Annotated in this window: 16 protein-coding genes; 10 read left to right on the plus strand and 6 right to left on the minus strand. The window is 73.3% G+C overall.

The window, feature by feature from the left end:
- On the plus strand, positions 1 to 510 hold the full coding sequence (locus tag ACIG5E_RS05540; protein ID WP_396531637.1) for a hypothetical protein: 510 nt from the start codon (positions 1 to 3) through the stop codon (positions 508 to 510).
- 121 nt (positions 511 to 631) lie between these two features.
- Entirely contained in the window at positions 632 to 982 is a 351-nt protein-coding gene (locus ACIG5E_RS05545; protein WP_396531638.1) for a DUF2516 family protein, read from the plus strand.
- Positions 983 to 1057: 75 nt separating this feature from the next.
- On the opposite strand, the gene ACIG5E_RS05550 is transcribed toward ACIG5E_RS05545, so the two are convergent.
- A complete protein-coding gene (locus tag ACIG5E_RS05550; protein WP_396531640.1) occupies positions 1058 to 2602 on the minus strand; it encodes a SpoIIE family protein phosphatase in 1545 nt (514 codons plus the stop codon).
- Between the two features lie 239 nt (positions 2603 to 2841).
- On the opposite strand from ACIG5E_RS05550, the gene ACIG5E_RS05555 reads away from it, so the two are divergent.
- Positions 2842 to 3402, plus strand: coding sequence for an O-acetyl-ADP-ribose deacetylase (locus ACIG5E_RS05555; RefSeq protein ID WP_396531903.1), 561 nt, complete (start codon positions 2842 to 2844; stop codon positions 3400 to 3402).
- Between the two features lie 244 nt (positions 3403 to 3646).
- Here ACIG5E_RS05555 and ACIG5E_RS05560 read toward each other — a convergent pair whose 3' ends face one another.
- The gene (locus tag ACIG5E_RS05560; RefSeq protein WP_396531641.1) at positions 3647 to 4480 is read right to left on the minus strand and encodes a class I SAM-dependent methyltransferase; all 834 of its coding nucleotides are present in this window, start codon (positions 4478 to 4480) and stop codon (positions 3647 to 3649) included.
- A gap of 228 nt (positions 4481 to 4708) precedes the next feature.
- Between ACIG5E_RS05560 and mshA the strand changes: the two genes are divergently transcribed.
- Both mshA and ACIG5E_RS05570 read left to right on the plus strand, forming a co-directional pair.
- Positions 4709 to 6076: a D-inositol-3-phosphate glycosyltransferase gene (mshA, locus tag ACIG5E_RS05565; protein ID WP_396531642.1), complete on the plus strand. Its 1368-nt coding sequence runs from the start codon at positions 4709 to 4711 to the stop codon at positions 6074 to 6076.
- A gap of 90 nt (positions 6077 to 6166) precedes the next feature.
- A complete protein-coding gene (locus ACIG5E_RS05570) occupies positions 6167 to 6679 on the plus strand; it encodes a YbjN domain-containing protein (protein WP_396531644.1) in 513 nt (170 codons plus the stop codon).
- 10 nt (positions 6680 to 6689) lie between these two features.
- Here the strand turns inward: ACIG5E_RS05570 and ACIG5E_RS05575 are convergent, their stop codons facing one another.
- On the minus strand, positions 6690 to 7991 hold the full coding sequence (locus tag ACIG5E_RS05575) for an MDR family MFS transporter (RefSeq protein ID WP_396531645.1): 1302 nt from the start codon (positions 7989 to 7991) through the stop codon (positions 6690 to 6692).
- Between the two features lie 149 nt (positions 7992 to 8140).
- Here ACIG5E_RS05575 and ACIG5E_RS05580 point away from each other — a divergent pair, with 149 nt between their 5' ends.
- Positions 8141 to 8899, plus strand: a complete 759-nt coding sequence (locus ACIG5E_RS05580; RefSeq protein WP_396531646.1) for a phosphoglyceromutase — start codon at positions 8141 to 8143, stop codon at positions 8897 to 8899.
- Positions 8900 to 9178: 279 nt separating this feature from the next.
- Entirely contained in the window at positions 9179 to 9775 is a 597-nt protein-coding gene (locus ACIG5E_RS05585) for a lytic polysaccharide monooxygenase (RefSeq protein ID WP_396531647.1), read from the plus strand.
- Between the two features lie 83 nt (positions 9776 to 9858).
- Here ACIG5E_RS05585 and ACIG5E_RS05590 read toward each other — a convergent pair whose 3' ends face one another.
- A complete protein-coding gene (locus tag ACIG5E_RS05590) occupies positions 9859 to 10038 on the minus strand; it encodes a hypothetical protein (protein WP_396531649.1) in 180 nt (59 codons plus the stop codon).
- 181 nt (positions 10039 to 10219) lie between these two features.
- Positions 10220 to 10909 (minus strand): phosphate signaling complex protein PhoU, encoded by a 690-nt coding sequence (gene phoU, locus ACIG5E_RS05595; RefSeq protein ID WP_396531650.1) that lies wholly within the window; start codon positions 10907 to 10909, stop codon positions 10220 to 10222.
- A gap of 306 nt (positions 10910 to 11215) precedes the next feature.
- Between phoU and ACIG5E_RS05600 the strand changes: the two genes are divergently transcribed.
- Together ACIG5E_RS05600 and ACIG5E_RS05605 are read left to right on the plus strand one after the other, a co-directional pair.
- Positions 11216 to 12715, plus strand: coding sequence for a sensor histidine kinase (locus ACIG5E_RS05600; protein WP_396531652.1), 1500 nt, complete (start codon positions 11216 to 11218; stop codon positions 12713 to 12715).
- A gap of 2 nt (positions 12716 to 12717) precedes the next feature.
- The gene (locus ACIG5E_RS05605; RefSeq protein ID WP_030061050.1) at positions 12718 to 13413 is read left to right on the plus strand and encodes a response regulator transcription factor; all 696 of its coding nucleotides are present in this window, start codon (positions 12718 to 12720) and stop codon (positions 13411 to 13413) included.
- A gap of 78 nt (positions 13414 to 13491) precedes the next feature.
- On the opposite strand, the gene ACIG5E_RS05610 is transcribed toward ACIG5E_RS05605, so the two are convergent.
- Positions 13492 to 14223, minus strand: a complete 732-nt coding sequence (locus tag ACIG5E_RS05610; protein ID WP_396531654.1) for a DUF461 domain-containing protein — start codon at positions 14221 to 14223, stop codon at positions 13492 to 13494.
- Positions 14224 to 14650: 427 nt separating this feature from the next.
- Here ACIG5E_RS05610 and ACIG5E_RS05615 point away from each other — a divergent pair, with 427 nt between their 5' ends.
- Positions 14651 to 15133 (plus strand): CarD family transcriptional regulator, encoded by a 483-nt coding sequence (locus tag ACIG5E_RS05615; RefSeq protein ID WP_030244332.1) that lies wholly within the window; start codon positions 14651 to 14653, stop codon positions 15131 to 15133.
- The last annotated feature ends 3 nt before the right edge of the window (positions 15134 to 15136 follow it).

The following is a 15136-nucleotide window of genomic DNA, read 5'->3' on the forward strand; positions in this document are numbered from 1 at the left end:
ATGCCGATCACCGACGAGATCAAGAAGACCCTCACCGACCCGACCCCGCTGTACGCCCTGGCCGGTGCCGGGGACCTCGCGTACGAGAAGCTGCGCGAGGTGCCTGGCCTGGTCGAGGCGCTGGCGGCGGACCGCCAGGGCGCGCAGGAGAAGGCGACCGCCAGGCTGCACGAGGCGCAGGAGCTGCTGGCCGGGGCTCCGGCCAAGGTCACCGAGGCCGTCACCGCCTTCCCCGCGGACCTCAAGGTCCTGCAGGAGCGGGCCCAGGGCTTCGCCCTGCAGCAGGTGGCCCGCGCGCTGGAGCTGGCCGTCCGGGCCAAGGAGACGTACGACGAGCTGGCCGAGCGCGGCAAGGTCGTCGTGGACAAGGCCCGCCCGCAGGGCGGGAGCGCCGAGGCCGTGGAGCCCGCGGACGAGCCCGTCCGGGCCGAGCTGGTGGACGACGCCGACACCTCCGCGCCGAAGAAGCCAGCCAAGGCCCGCAAGGGCACCGCCGACGCCTCGGAGTGACCGGCCCCGCCTCGCCGGGGCACATCCGGTGACGGCGGGACGTTCACACCGTGCGGGCGGCCGCCGTGCCAGGATGGGCGGCGGCCGGGGCGCAGCAAGCCGAGAGACGTAGGAGATCGCGATGACCGGAGTGTTCCAGATCCTGGCCTTTTCCTACCTGAACCCGTTCTGGTGGATGGCCGTCGCCATCCTGGGCTACAAGTTCTTCGCGCTGGTCGACGCGGCCACCCGCCGGGAGGACGCCTACCGGGCGGCGGACAAGAAGACCAAGGGGTTCTGGCTGGCCGTGCTCGCGATCAGCTTCGGCTGGGACCTGCTGTTCGGGGCGAACTTCCTCGGCAGCATCGGCACCCTGGCCGGCCTGGTCGCCTCGATCGTCTACGTGGTGGACGTCCGCCCGGCGATCCGGGCGCTGACCGGCGGCAGCGGCCGGGGCGGCCGGAGCAACACCGGCCCGTACGGCCCCTGGTAGGTCGCTCGGACGGACAACGCCGCAGCCCGGGACGGGAGTTCACCCGCCCGGGCTGCGGCGTTCCGGCAACTCGGCTCAGCCGAGGAACAATTGCGCCGGGTTGCGCTCCAGCAGCAGCACCGCGACGTCGTCGGTCAGCGCACCGCCGTTCAGCTCCTCGACCTCGGCGATCGCGCTGTCGACCAGCCGGCCCCGGGTGAGCCCGGCGGACTGGTGGTCGGCGATCAGGTCGGCCAGCCCGTCCTGGCCGAGGCGGCGCGAACCGGCCCCGACCCGGCCCTCGATCAGCCCGTCGGTGTAGAGCAACAGCCGCCAGCCGGGCTGGAGTTCGACCTCCTGGGCGGGCCAGGCGGCCTGCCCGTCGTGGCACGGCAGCAGTCCGAGCGCGGGCCCCGCGAGTTCGGCGGGGAGGGTGACCGGGGTGTGGTCGCGCCCGAGCAGCAGCGGCGCCGGGTGTCCGGCGAGGTAGAGCCGGGCCCGCTCGCCGGTGCCGGGCGAGTCGGGGTCGGCAGCGGCGGTGGCGGGTTCGATGACGAGCATGCAGAGCGTCGCGAAGATCTCGTCGCTGCGCCGTTCGTGTTCCAGCACGTGCTGGAGGGTGGTGAGCAGGGTTTCACCGGTGAGGCCGGCGAAGACCAGGGTGCGCCACGCTATCCGGAGTGCGACGCCGAGCGCGGCCTCGTCCGGGCCGTGGCCGCAGACGTCGCCGATCACGACGTGGACGGTGCCGTCGTCGGTGCGCACGGCGTCGTAGAAGTCGCCGCCGAGCAGGGCGCGGCGGCGGCCGGGGCGGTAGCGCCGGGTGAAGGAGAGCCCGGCGCCGTCCAGCAGCGGGGTGGGCAGCAGGTGGCGCTGCAGTCGGGCGTTCTCCTGGCCGCGGAACTCGGCCTCGACCAGGCGGCGCTGGGACTCGTCGGCGCGCTTGCGTTCGACGGCGTAGCGCAGTGCGCGGGCCAGCAGCGGGCCGTCCGTCTCGTGCTTGAGCAGGAAGTCCTGGGCGCCCGCGGCGACGGCGGCCGCGCCGAGTTCGGCCCCGGCGGCGTCGGTGAGCACCACCACGGGGAGGTGCGGGGCGCGGCGGAGCAGCTCGTGCAGGCCCTCCAGGCCGTCCGAGGCTCCCCCAGCCTGGGCGGCTGGGTGGTGCCCCCGTTCGGGGTGCGGCAGGTCGGCCGGGGAGGCCAGGTCGAGCAGCACGCAGCCGAACTCGCTGCCGCGGGAGCGCCCGCGCCGGGTGGCGGGGGAGGACTGGGCGAGCAGTCGGGTGGCCTGTTCGAGGCCGCGGGCCCAGTGGATCTCGATCGAGGTGCCGCTGTCGGCGACCGCCGCCTTGATCAGCTGGGCGTCCGAGGCGTCGTCCTCGATGACCAGCAGCCGCAGTGGCGCGCTGCCGTCGGCGGGCCCGTCACCGGCTGCCGGAACGTTTCCCGCCTCGGCGGCGTGCGAGGGGTGGCGGGTGCCGTGCGCCGTCCGGACCGGCTGCGAGCGGGGGTGGGGTATCGGGGGAGTGGCCGTGGCCGGGCCGGTCGTCGGGCGGTTGCGGGCATGGCCGACGGGGGCGCCGTCATGGGCGCCCGGCAGGTCCGCGGCACCAGGTGCCCGCCCGTCTCCCGTTGCGGGCATCGGTGGTTCCTCCCTTTCCCCGACTGCGTAACGGCCGGCGTCCGTCCGCAGTGCCCGCCTGGCACCGTGCGTCGGGGAACTTCTCGCGACCATAACGTGATCTCCGGGGATTTCTCTGGCCGACCGGCGCCGTTGTGGTTATTGCCACGCCGGTGGCGGGGTGGTGATCGGATTCGGACGACGGCTCGGATTCCGGCCCGGCGGCTGCCGGGCGGGCCCGGGAAAGGGGATTGTCGATGGTGACGCGGATCACCCTCGTCGAGGGTGACATCACGGAACAGCGGGTGGACGCGGTGGTGAACGCCGCCAACTCGTCCCTGCTGGGCGGGGGCGGGGTGGACGGCGCGATCCACCGCAGGGGCGGGCCGCAGATCCTGGAGGAGTGCCGTCGGCTGAGGGCCTCGCACTGGGGCAAGGGGCTGCCCGTCGGGCAGGCGGTGGCGACCACGGCCGGGCGGCTGCCGGCCCGGTGGGTGGTGCACACCGTCGGGCCGGTGTACCTGGCGGAGGAGTACGAGGAGCGGGCTGGGCTGCTGGCCTCCTGTTATCGCGAGTCGCTGCGCGCGGCGGCCGAGTTGGGCGCGCGCACGGTGGCCTTCCCGGCCGTGTCGGCCGGGATCTACGGCTGGCCGCCGGCGGACGCGGCGCGGATCGCCCTCGGCACCGTCGCCGGGGTGCTGGACGGCGGTGACGCGCGGGCGGGTGCGGAGCTGGCGGAGGTGCGGTTCGTGCTGTTCGGGGCGGAGATGTACCAGGTGTTCGAACGGGCCCGGAGGGAGCTGCTCGGGCCGGAGGGCTGACGACCGACTGCTGGGCGTGCTGTGCGTGGCAGGGCAGGGCGGCCACCGAACGGCGTGTGGTGTCGCCGCTCGGTGGCCTCCATCGTGGCGTGACGAGGCGTCAATACGCCAGAGATATTCGATAACTCGTTCGAGTGAATGCGTCGTGTCGCTCACCCGCGCACCGGTTCACCTGCGTGCCGGTTCACCCGCGCACCGGTTCACCCGGGCCACAGCGCCACAGCGCTCCGGCGAGCGAGGCCCGCTACGGCGCGAGCGCCGTCCAGGGCAGCGTGACCTCGCCCTGCCGCCACCGCCCCCGCGCGTCCACCAGCGGCCAGCTGCCCGCCAGCGCCGTGCACGCCGCCACCCAGCGCTGCCGCGCCCCGAACGCCCCGTACGGCGCGGCCGCCGCCCAGGCCCGGTCGAAGTCGGTCAGGAAGGCGTGCACCGGCCGCCCCGGCACGTTGTGGTGGATCAGCGCCTTCGGCAGCCGTTCGGCCAGGTCGGAGGGCTGGCCGAGGCCGCCCAGCCGGGTCGCGAAGGTGACCGTCCGGGGCCCCTCCGGCCCGAGCGCGACCCAGACGTGCCGCCGCCCGACCTCGTCGCAGGTGCCCTCGACCAGCAGCCCGTCCGGGGCGAGCCGGGCGCACAGCCGTTCCCACACCCCGGCCACCGCCGACTCGTCGTACTGCCGCAGCACGTTGGCCGCCCGGATCAGCTGGGCCGGCCCGCCGCCGTCCAGCGGCACCTCGAAGCCGCCGCGCCGGAAGGTGAGCAGCGGCGGCTCGGCGTACGGCAGCGCGGCCGCGACCCGCTCCGGCTCGATCTCGATCCCGACCACCCGGACGTCCGGTCGCACCGTGCGCAGCCGTCCGGCCAGTTCCACGGCCGTCCACGGCGCCGCTCCGTAGCCGAGGTCGACCGCGACCGGCGGCCGCTCGGCGGCGCGCAGCGCCCGGCCCAGGGTGTGGGCGATCCAGCGGTCCATCCGGCGCAGCCGGTTGGTGTTGGTGGTGCCCCGGGTGACCGTCCCCACCGGCCGTCCGGTCCGCCCGCGGGCGGGCGCGGCGGTCGCGGAGTCGAAGGAGGCAGCCATGCCCAGAAGGGTAGTCGGCGCCCGTGGCACCGGTCGGCCCCCGCCCTGACCTGGGCGGATGCCGGACCGGTCGGCTGATCGCCGGGACCGGGAATGCCGGGCGACCGCCCAGTGGTTGGCACACTGGTGGTGATGTGTGCCCGGGACGGGGCAGCGCACACCGGACATGCGGCGGCCCGTTCACGCGGACCCGCCGAGACGGGCCGCACACGAGGAGGCTTCAGCCAGGTGATCCAGCACCCCGTCCGTTCGGTACGCCGTGCCCAGTCCGCCGCGCCCGCGCGCGGCCGGCTCCAGTCGCTCGTCCCGGGCCGCCGCCGCCCGCGCCGGATAGCCATGCTCAGCGTGCACACCTCGCCGCTGCACCAGCCCGGCACCGGGGACGCGGGCGGGATGAACGTCTACATCGTCGAGCTGGCCAAGCGCCTGGCCGAGCTCAACATCGAGGTCGAGGTGTTCACCCGGGCGATCTGCTCGGACGACGCGCCGACGGTCGAGCTGGCACCGGGCGTGCTGGTCCGGCACGTCACCGCCGGGCCGTACGAGGGCCTGGTCAAGGAGGACCTGCCGGCCCAGCTGTGCGCCTTCACCCACGGCGTGCTGCGGACCGAGGCGGGCCACCGCCCCGGCCACTACGACCTGGTGCACTCGCACTACTGGCTGTCCGGGCAGGTCGGCTGGCTGGCCGCCCAGCGCTGGGGGGTGCCGCTGGTGCACACCATGCACACCATGGCGAAGGTCAAGAACGCCGCGCTGGCCGAGGGCGACACACCCGAGCCCGCGGCCCGGGTGATCGGCGAGACCCAGGTGGTCGAGGCGGCCGACCGGCTGATCGCCAACACCACCGAGGAGGCCGCCGAACTGGCGCTGCACTACGCCGCCCGGCCGGACCAGCTGGCCGTCGTCCACCCCGGGGTCAACCTGGACGTCTTCCGCCCGGGCGGCCCGCGGACCGCGGCCGACGCCCGGGCCCGGCTGGGCCTGCCGCAGGACGCCGCGGTGCTGCTGTTCGCCGGGCGGATCCAGCCGCTGAAGGCGCCGGACGTGCTGCTGCGGGCGGTCGCCGCCCTGCTGGAGCGCCGTCCGGAGCTGCGCGAACGGCTGGTCGTGCCGGTGGTCGGCGGGCCGTCCGGCACCGGGCTGGCCCGGCCGGAGAGCCTGCACAAGCTCGCCGCCCAGCTGGGCATAGGCGACGTGGTGCGCTTCCACCCGCCGGTCGGCCAGGCCCGGCTGGCGGACTGGTACCGCGCGGCGACGGCCCTGGTGATGCCCTCGTACAGCGAGTCCTTCGGCCTGGTGGCGCTGGAGGCGCAGGCCTGCGGCACCCCGGTGGTGGCGGCCGCGGTCGGCGGCCTGCCGGTCGCGGTGCGGGACGGCGAGTCCGGCACCCTGGTGCAGGGCCACGACCCGGTGGAGTGGTCGCACGCACTGGAGCCGTACGTCACCGACCGGGCGCTGGTGGCCCGGCGCGGCGCGGCGGCGGCCCGGCACGCGGCCGCCTTCGGCTGGGACACGGCCGCGGCGACCACCGCCGAGGTGTATGCCGGCAGCCTGGCCCGTCCGGCCGGCCGACTGGCCGGGGCCCTGCGCCGCTGACCCCCGCAGCCCGCAGCCCGCAGCCCGCGCCCCGCGCCCGTGCGCGGTCCCGGCTGCACCGCCCGGGTACTGCCGAGTAACGTCACCCCCATGGCAATCCGCACCAAGGACGAGGCCCTGACCCTCCTGCGCACCGCCCTGGACGACGCCGGGGTGGCCTGGGAGCCGGCCGCCGCCGACCCGTACACGCTGGTGGCGACCCTCCCGGGCACCCGCAAGCTGAACACCGCCTGCGCCCTGCGGGTCGGCGACCACACCCTGTCGGTGAACGCCTTCGTGATCCGCCGCCCGGACGAGAACCACGAGGCCGTCTACCGCTGGCTGCTGGAGCGCAACACCCGCCTCTACGGCGTCGCGTACGCGATCGACGCACTCGGCGACGTCTACCTGGCCGGCCGCCTGCCGCTGGAGGCGCTCACCCCGGACGCCGTCGACCGGCTGCTCGGCACGGTGCTGGAGAACGCCGACGAGCCCTTCAACACCCTGCTGGAGCTGGGCTTCGCCTCGGCGATCCGGCGCGAGTGGGAGTGGCGCACCAAGCGCGGGGAGTCCACCCGCAACCTGGCCGCCTTCGCCCACCTGGCCGCCCCGGCCGCCGACTGACCGGGGGCGCTCAGGCGCCCGCCGGGGCCTTCTCGACCTCCGCAGCGGGCGCCGCCACCTCGACCACCGCACCGGGACGGTGCCCCGTCGCACCCGTGCGGCGGGCCAGCACCACGTACCCGAGCGCGGCGGCCGTCCCGATCACCCCGCAGACCGACCACAGCACCGCCGGCCCGGCGTACTGCAGCAGCAGCCCGCCGCCAGCCGGGCCGAGCAGCGAGGCGAGCGACCAGGACAGCGAGTAGACGCCCTGGTAGCGGCCGCGCCCGTGGGTCGGCGCCAGCTCGCTGACCAGGCCCATCATCACCGGGGTGTGGAGGATCTCGCCGACCGTCCAGACCGCCACCGACAGCGCGAACAGCCAGGCCGAGGACCCGGCCAGCGCGGCCAGCCCGAAGCCCCAGCCGGTGAGCAGGCAGCTGGCGACCAGCATCGCGGTCCGCGATCGGCCCTCCAGCCAGCGGGTCAGCGGGATCTGCAGCACCACGATCAGCAGCCCGTTCAGACCGATGACCAGCCCGTACTCGGTGGACGTGATGCCGGCGGCGCCCATGTCGACGGCCAGGGTGGTGCTGCCCTGTTGGAAGACCAGGGCGACCAGCAGGGTCAGCCCGACCAGCGCCATGAAGGGGGCGTCCCGGAGCACGGTGAGCAGGCTGGTCTTCGCCTCGGTCTCGTCCGCGGCCTTCCCGGGCGCGGCCTGCGGCCTGGTCTCCGGGATCCGGATGAAGATCACCAACGCGCAGACCAGAGTGGTGAGGGCGTCCAGCAGGAAGAGCGTGAGGTAGCCGTGGGTGGCGATCAGGCCGGCCGCGGCGGCGGAGAGGCCGAAGCCGATGTTGATCGCCCAGTAGTTCAGCGAGTACGCCCGGACCCGGTCCTCGGCCGGGACGAGGTCGGCGATGATCGCCGAGGTGGGCGGCCGGGTGGCGTTGTTGCACAGGCCGACCAGGAAGGCCACCGCGGCGATCGCCGTCTGGCCGTCCATGAAGCCGAGCACGGCGGTGGACGCCGCGGTGCCGAGCTGGGCGGCGACCAGCGTCGGGCGGCGCCCGATCCGGTCGGTCAGCACCCCCGCCCCGACCGCCGCGACCGCCGAACCGGCGCCGAACAGCGAGGCCACCAGGCCGGCGTAGGACGCCGAGTACCCCCGCTCGGCGGTCAGGTAGAGGGCCAGGAACGTGACGACGAAGGAACCCAGCCGGTTCACCAGCGTGCTCACCCAGAGCCACCAGAACTGCCGCGGCAACCCGCCCACCGTCTCGCGGACCAGTCTTCGGATCCGGGGATTGGCGACCAGGGCGACGAGCATGTGGGGCTCCCGAGGGCAGGCGTCCGCTGAGCGGCGCGGGCAGGCCCGGTCAGCCGACGCGAGTAAGTGGCAGATAGCCGCGGCACACGTTACACAGCCGTCCAAGGTCCCCACCAGGGGTTTTCCGGCCCTCCATTAAGCTGGGGGCCATGGCTGACACGACGTACCGACTCATCCTGCTCCGCCACGGCGAGAGCCAGTGGAACCAGAAGAACCTGTTCACCGGTTGGGTCGACGTCGACCTCAACGAGAAGGGCGAGAAGGAGGCCGCCCGCGGTGGCGAGCTCCTGGCCGCCGAGGGCCTGTTCCCCGACGTGGTGCACACCTCGCTGCTGCGCCGCGCCATCCGTACCTCGCAGATCGCCCTGGACAAGGCCGACCGCCACTGGATCCCGGTCAACCGCAGCTGGCGCCTGAACGAGCGGCACTACGGTGCGCTGCAGGGCAAGGACAAGGCCCAGACCCTGGCCGAGTTCGGCGAGGAGCAGTTCCAGCTGTGGCGCCGTTCCTACGACACCCCGCCGCCGGTGCTGGCCGACGACGCCGAGTACTCGCAGGCCGGAGACGCCCGCTACGCCGAGATCCCGAGCGAGCTGCGTCCGCGCACCGAGTGCCTGAAGGACGTCGTCGAGCGGATGCTCCCGTACTGGTACGACGCCATCGTCCCGGACCTGGCCGCCGGCAAGACCGTCCTGGTCACCGCCCACGGCAACAGCCTGCGCGCGCTGGTCAAGCACCTCGACGGCATCTCCGACGCGGACATCGCCGGCCTGAACATCCCGACCGGCATCCCGCTGGTCTACGAGCTCGACGCCGACTTCAAGCCGGTCGCCAAGGGCGGCCGCTACCTCGACGCGGACGCCGCCGCGGCAGCCATCGAGGCGGTCAAGAACCAGGGCAAGAAGTAAGCCCGAAGGTCTCAGGGCCCCGCACCCGGTTCGCCGGGGGTGGGGCCCTCGGCGTTCAACCGGCCTTTGATGAGGGCGAGTTGGGGGGCTGGCGGTCGGGTCGCGGTCTCGTCCAAAATGGTTCAGACCATTGACGCGTGGTGGTGCCGACTCCTACCGTGAGGGCACCGGGCTGGCGCAGGCATGTCAAGGGACCCCCCATGTCCCGGGCCGCCGCACCCCCACGCGCGCGCGTCTGCGCCCCGGCGCTATCTCCATCCACCCCCACGGAGGAGCACCATGCGCACACGTCATCTGGTCGGGGCGGCCGTCGCCGCGCTCGCGATCCCGCTCGCCCTGGCCGTCCCGGCCCAGTCCCACGGCTACATCACCACGCCGCCCAGCCGGGCCGCGCTCTGCGACGCGGAGGCGAGCGCCGTCCCGTGGGACTGCGGCGACATCCAGTGGGAGCCGCAGAGTGTCGAGGGCCCGAAGGGCTTCCCGGCCGCCGGGCCCTCCGACGGCACCATCTGCGCCGGCGGCAACGCCCGCTTCGCCGAGCTGGACGACCCGCACGGCGGCGCCTGGCCGACCACGCCGGTGACGGCGGGCCAGCAGCTCACCTTCACCTGGAGGTTCACCGCCAGGCACGCGACCACCGACTTCGAGTACTACCTGACCAAGCCGGGCTACGACGCCTCCCAGCCGATCACCCGGGACAGCCTCGACCTGACGCCCTTCCTGGTCGTCCCGTACGGCGGGGTGCAGGTGCCGAGCACGCTCAGCCACACCGCGACCGTCCCGAGCGGGCGCACCGGGCACCAGGTGGTCGTCGCGGTCTGGACGATCGCCGACACCGGGAACGCCTTCTACTCCTGCACCGACGTGCAGTTCTGACCAGCCGCCCGCAGGGTGAGGCGGCCCGGGGTGCACGACCGTGCACCCCGGGCCGCCTCGTGGTTCAGTGGCGGTGGACTTCCTCAGTGGCCGCCGCAGCAGCCGCCGTCCGCGCCGCCGCACTGGCAGGGCGCGCCGGACTGGCAGCCGCAGCCGCAGCCCGGGCTGCAGCCACAGTTGGCCGCGAGGACGGGCAACAGCTTCGGGGCGGGCGGCTCGACGGTGTCATGGGCGGTTGCCGGTCGGGTCGGGTTGGCCTTCATCGAGCTCTTCCCTCCTAGTGACGGGCACACTGCGGTGCCCCACCCCCGAGTGAAGCCGCCGTTCGGCGGAAGCGTCAACGGGCGCGCAGTGGTGGGACGTACGAATGACCGTGCGTCCACACCACCCCCGCCACAGGTTTACTCACCCCTGGGGGTGAGCAGCGGTCACTCCACCCCGCCGTCACTCCACCCCGGCGGCCTCCGCAGCCTCGGTGGCGGCCATGAACTCGGCCACGTGCTCACCGGTCACCAGGTACACCACGCGCTTGGCGACCGACACCGCGTGGTCCGCGAAGCGCTCGTAGTAGCGGCCGACCAGGGTGATGTCGACGGCGGTCTCGATGCCGTGGTGCCAGCGCTCGTCGATCAGGTGCGACAGCAGCTCGCGGTGCAGGGCGTCGATCCGGTCGTCGTCCTGCTCCATCTCCAGGGCCTTGTCGACGTCCTTGGTGGCGATCACCAGGCCCGCCTTGGCCACCAGGCGCTGGGCGAGCTGGCCCATCTCCAGGACGGTGGACTGCAGGTCGGCGGGCACCGCCGACTCCGGGTAGCGCATCCGCGCGACCTTGGCGACGTGCCGGGCGAGGTCGCCGCAGCGCTCCAGGTCGGCGCTCATCCGCAGCGAGGTGACCACGATGCGCAGGTCGGTGGCGACGGGCTGCTGACGGGCGAGGAGGTCGATGGCCCGGTTCTCCAGCTCGTGGTGGAGATCGTTGATCTTCTCGTCGGCGGCGATCACGCCCTCCGCCAGCGCCAGGTCCGCGTCGAGGAGAGCGGTGGTGGCCCGGCCCAGGGCCGAGCCGACCAGCCGGGCCATCTCGACCAGGCTGTCGCCGATCGCATCGAGTTCCTCGTGGTACGCGTCGCGCATGTTCTCTCCTCAGTAGCTGTGTCGGTGGCGGTGCCGACCGGTCAGCCCGTCCGACCATCGTTCCGGTGCTCGGGCGACCGCTGCTGGTGGCGCGAATGGTACGCGCACACCCGAGACCTTGGCCGCCGTTCGGCGCACAGGTCTCTCCCACACGGGCTGCATGGCCAACTCTGTGCCGTTCGGGCGACGACGCACGGCCGCTACGGTGAATCGGCAGCCACGTGGAGGTGAATTCTCGGCAACGCACGGTCGATGCCTTGATCCAGGCCTTGGGGAGTGGCGTGGCCGTGCGCTTACGCTGGCCACATGGACGTGAACGTGGCCGCTGCCGCTGCCTGCGCCATAGCCGGGCTCGGCGTCGGCCTCACCGCCTCCATCGCCTTCCGCTGGAGCGAGCGCGAGCAGGCCAGGGGCAGGTACACCAGCGGCAAGCAATACGGCCGGCACCAGCCACTGGGCACCGGCACCCCGGAGCCCCCGCTACCGCCGGGGGTCGACACCGTACTCTCCGTGCTCCGCTCCTGCGCGATCGTGCTGGGCGAGGGCGACGAGGTGGTCAAGGCCAGCTCGGCGGCGTACGCGATGGGCCTGGTGCGCGGCGGTGCGGTCGCCGTGGACCAGATGCTCGCGCTGGCCCGCGCCACCCGCCGGGACGGCGAGATCCGGCAGGTGGAACTGGAGGTGCCCCGCCCCGGCGCGGCCCGCGCGGTCGAGCCGCTCGCGGTCTCCGTCCGGGTCGCCCCGCTCGGCTCCCGGCTGGTGCTGGTGCTGGTCGAGGACCAGACCGAGCGCCGCCGGGTGGAGGCCGTCCGCCGGGACTTCGTGGCCAACGTCAGCCACGAGCTCAAGACCCCGGTCGGCGCCCTGTCGCTGCTCTCCGAGGCGGTCGCCGACGCGTCCGACGACCCGGAGGCGGTGCAGCGCTTCGCCGGCCGGATGCAGGTCGAGGCGACCCGCCTGGCCAGCCTGGTGCAAGAGATCATCGACCTCTCCCGGGTCCAGGACGACCGGCTGATGGTCGACCCGGAGCCGGTCGCGGTGGACGAGCTGATCGCCGAGGCGATCGACCGCTGCCGCCAGCAGGCCGCCGCCAAGCAGATCCTGATCGCGGCCGGCGGCATCGCCGGGCTCTACCTGCACGGCAACCGCGGCCAGCTCGCCGCCGCGCTCGGCAACCTGGTGGAGAACGCCGTCAACTACAGCCCGCCCCGCACCCGGGTGGCCATCGCCACCCGCCGGATCTCCAGCGCCGCGGCGCTCGGCGAGGCGGACGGCGAGCTGATCGAGATCTCGGTCACCGACCAGGGCATCGGCATCTCCGAGAAGGATCGCGAGCGGGTCTTCGAACGCTTCTACCGGGTCGACCCGGCCCGCTCCCGGCAGACCGGCGGCACCGGCCTCGGCCTGTCCATCGTCAAGCACGTCGCCGCCTCGCACGGCGGCACCGTCTCGGTGTGGAGCGTCGAGGGGCAGGGCTCGACCTTCACCGTGCGCCTGCCCGCCGGCCAGGCGCCCGCCGACGACGAGTTCGACGCGGACGGTGACGAGGACCTCGCCGACGACTTCGACTCCGACGACTTCGACTCCGACGACCTCGACGCCGACGACCTCGACGCCGACGACCTCGACGCCGACGAGTCAGACGACCGCGAACCCACCGACGAGCCCGGTGCCGACACCGCCGGGCCCGCCGTGGCACCCCGAACCCGCACCACGGACCGCACCGACCGTACGGCCCGTTCGCTCCCTGCCAGGGAGCGGCAACTACCCCTGACAAAGACAACCCAGCTTGCCCCGGAGGCCTGATCGTGACCCGAGTACTGGTGGTCGAGGACGAGGAGTCGTTCAGCGACGCTCTCTCGTACATGCTCCGCAAGGAGGGCTTCGAGGTGGCCGTCGCCGCGACCGGCCCCGACGCCCTGGAGCAGTTCGAACGCAACGGCGCCGACCTCGTCCTGCTCGACCTGATGCTGCCGGGCCTGCCGGGCACCGAGGTCTGCCGCCAGCTCCGGGTGCGCTCCAACGTCCCGGTGATCATGGTGACCGCCAAGGACAGCGAGATCGACAAGGTCGTCGGCCTGGAGATAGGCGCTGACGACTACGTCACCAAGCCGTACTCCACCCGTGAGCTGGTCGCCCGGATCCGCGCGGTGCTGCGCCGCCGCGGTGAGGACGGCGGCGCGGGCGAGAACGGCGGCGGCCCGGGCGCCCTGGAGGCGGGCCCGGTCCGGATGGACGTGGACCGGCACGTGGTGACCGTGGACGGCGCCAAGGTCGACCTGCCGCTCAAGGAGTTCGACCTGCTGGAGATGCTGCTGCGCAACGCGGGCCGGGTGCTCACCCGCATGCAGCTGATCGACCGGGTCTGGGGCGCGGACTACGTCGGCGACACCAAGACCCTGGACGTCCACGTGAAGCGCCTGCGGGCGAAGATCGAGCCCGACCCGGGCGCGCCGCGCTACCTGGTCACCGTCCGCGGCCTGGGCTACAAGTTCGAGCCGTAAACCGCGGGCCCGCGAAGACGCGGAAGGCCCCCCGCCGGCGACTGCCGGCGGGGGGCCTTCCGCGTTGCCACGACTGCGTCAGTGGGCGGCCGGAGCGGTCGCCGTCGCGGTGGCACCGGCGACCGGGGCGACCGGCGTACCCGCGACGGTGGCGCCCGTCGACGGGGTGGCCGCGGCCGACGGGGTGACCGGAGCGCCCGGGACGGTGGCACCGGCGGACGGCGTGGCCGGGGCGGTCGCGGCCGTGGAGGCGGCCTTGGTGGGCATGGCGGCCGGGGTGGGCGTGGCGGCCGGGGTCGGGCCGAAGCCCTTGTACAGGCCCTTGTCCGAGTCCGGGCTCACGCTGGCCTGGGCGTCGACCTTCTGGCCGTCCTTGAACGCGAAGGTGGTGGTGGCGAAGCCGCCGATGTGGACGGCGGCCGAGCTGACGGTGGCGGACGGGTTGCCCTGGCCGCCGAGCACCACGGAGCCGCCGGCCGGCACGATGATGCTGGACTGGGGGGCGCCCGCGGCGTCCGCGAAGGTGGCGGCGGCGTTGCCGACGGTGATCGACTGCAGCTCCGCCGGGGTGCTGGCCGTGTTGGAGATGTTCACGACCACGTTGGCGGGGCCCGTGTAGTCACCCGAGGTGCCGACCCCGGTGACGAGCACGATGTTGTTGAGTCGAAGGGTCGTCCCCAGGGTCGCCGCCGCGTTGTCGGGCTTGACCTGCAAGGTGTCCGGCGTGGTGCCGGCGGCGCAGGAAGACAGCGAGGCGATGGCGATGGCGGCGATGGCGGCGATGCTGCCGCGTCGAAGGCTGCGGCTCACGGCGGCGGCTTCTCCTAGGTCACGTGTCGACAGGTCAGGTCTCAGATTATCGACCTCACTTATGCGCTCCTCACGGGGTGGTCCCCGTGTCGCACTCCCGGGGCCCTGCGGGGGCCGTCCGGCGGTACCCGTGGCATGAACGGGTCGGTCGAAGGACAAGCTTCGACCAAGATCGAATAACGATCGGGTCACGGCTGGAAAAGAGGCGAAAGCTCAAGATCCAATCATGGCTGCGGGGGTGTTGCGCAAGGGTTTCGTCCGACGTCGGAACCGCCTCCGACCTGCGGGAAGCCCCTCTCGAACATCGGCCGCAGCACGTCATGGGGGTGGTTGTCAAGCCCCGAGACCGGCCCTGACCTGCGAAAACGCCCTTCGGGTGCGCCGCAAGGCGTGTTATTCTGGAAAGCCACGGAAGGGGTCCTGTCACATGACGTTCAAGGTTGGCGACACGGTGGTCTACCCCCATCACGGGGCCGCGCTGATCGAGGCCATCGAAATTCGCCAGATCAAAGGTGTGGACAAGACCTACCTGGTGCTCAAGGTGCAGCAGGGAGACCTGACGCTCCGCGTGCCCGCCGAGAACGCGGAGTTCGTCGGCGTGCGCGATGTGGTCGGCCAGGAGGGTCTGGACCGGGTCTTCGAGGTGCTTCGCGCACCGTACACCGAAGAGCCGACCAACTGGTCCCGTCGCTACAAGGCGAACCTGGAGAAGCTCGCCTCGGGCGACGTCATCAAGGTCGCCGAGGTCGTGCGCGACCTCTGGCGTCGCGAGCGCGAGCGCGGCCTCTCGGCCGGCGAGAAGCGGATGCTCGCGAAGGCGCGCCAGATCCTCGTCAGCGAGCTCGCGCTGGCGGAGAACACCAACGAGGACAAGGCGGAGACGCTGCTCGACGAGGTCCTCGCCTCGTAGTGC

The sequence above is a fragment of the Kitasatospora sp. NPDC053057 genome, assembly GCF_044546945.1.
Classification (GTDB): Bacteria; Actinomycetota; Actinomycetes; order Streptomycetales; family Streptomycetaceae; genus Kitasatospora.

Excerpts from the sequence above, each read along its gene's own strand:
- ACIG5E_RS05545 (WP_396531638.1), top strand. The coding sequence starts at position 632 with ATGACCGGAGTGTTCCAGATCCTGGCCTTTTCCTACCTGAACCCGTTC.
- ACIG5E_RS05560 (WP_396531641.1), bottom strand. The coding sequence starts at position 4,480 with ATGGCTGCCTCCTTCGACTCCGCGACCGCCGCGCCCGCCCGCGGGCGG.
- phoU (WP_396531650.1), bottom strand. The coding sequence starts at position 10,909 with ATGCGCGACGCGTACCACGAGGAACTCGATGCGATCGGCGACAGCCTG.
- ACIG5E_RS05585 (WP_396531647.1), top strand. The coding sequence starts at position 9,179 with ATGCGCACACGTCATCTGGTCGGGGCGGCCGTCGCCGCGCTCGCGATC.
- ACIG5E_RS05575 (WP_396531645.1), bottom strand. The coding sequence starts at position 7,991 with ATGCTCGTCGCCCTGGTCGCCAATCCCCGGATCCGAAGACTGGTCCGC.
- ACIG5E_RS05540 (WP_396531637.1), top strand. The coding sequence starts at position 1 with ATGCCGATCACCGACGAGATCAAGAAGACCCTCACCGACCCGACCCCG.
- ACIG5E_RS05600 (WP_396531652.1), top strand. The coding sequence starts at position 11,216 with ATGGACGTGAACGTGGCCGCTGCCGCTGCCTGCGCCATAGCCGGGCTC.
- ACIG5E_RS05570 (WP_396531644.1), top strand. The coding sequence starts at position 6,167 with ATGGCAATCCGCACCAAGGACGAGGCCCTGACCCTCCTGCGCACCGCC.
- ACIG5E_RS05580 (WP_396531646.1), top strand. The coding sequence starts at position 8,141 with ATGGCTGACACGACGTACCGACTCATCCTGCTCCGCCACGGCGAGAGC.
- ACIG5E_RS05615 (WP_030244332.1), top strand. The coding sequence starts at position 14,651 with ATGACGTTCAAGGTTGGCGACACGGTGGTCTACCCCCATCACGGGGCC.
- ACIG5E_RS05590 (WP_396531649.1), bottom strand. The coding sequence starts at position 10,038 with ATGAAGGCCAACCCGACCCGACCGGCAACCGCCCATGACACCGTCGAG.
- ACIG5E_RS05550 (WP_396531640.1), bottom strand. The coding sequence starts at position 2,602 with ATGCCCGCAACGGGAGACGGGCGGGCACCTGGTGCCGCGGACCTGCCG.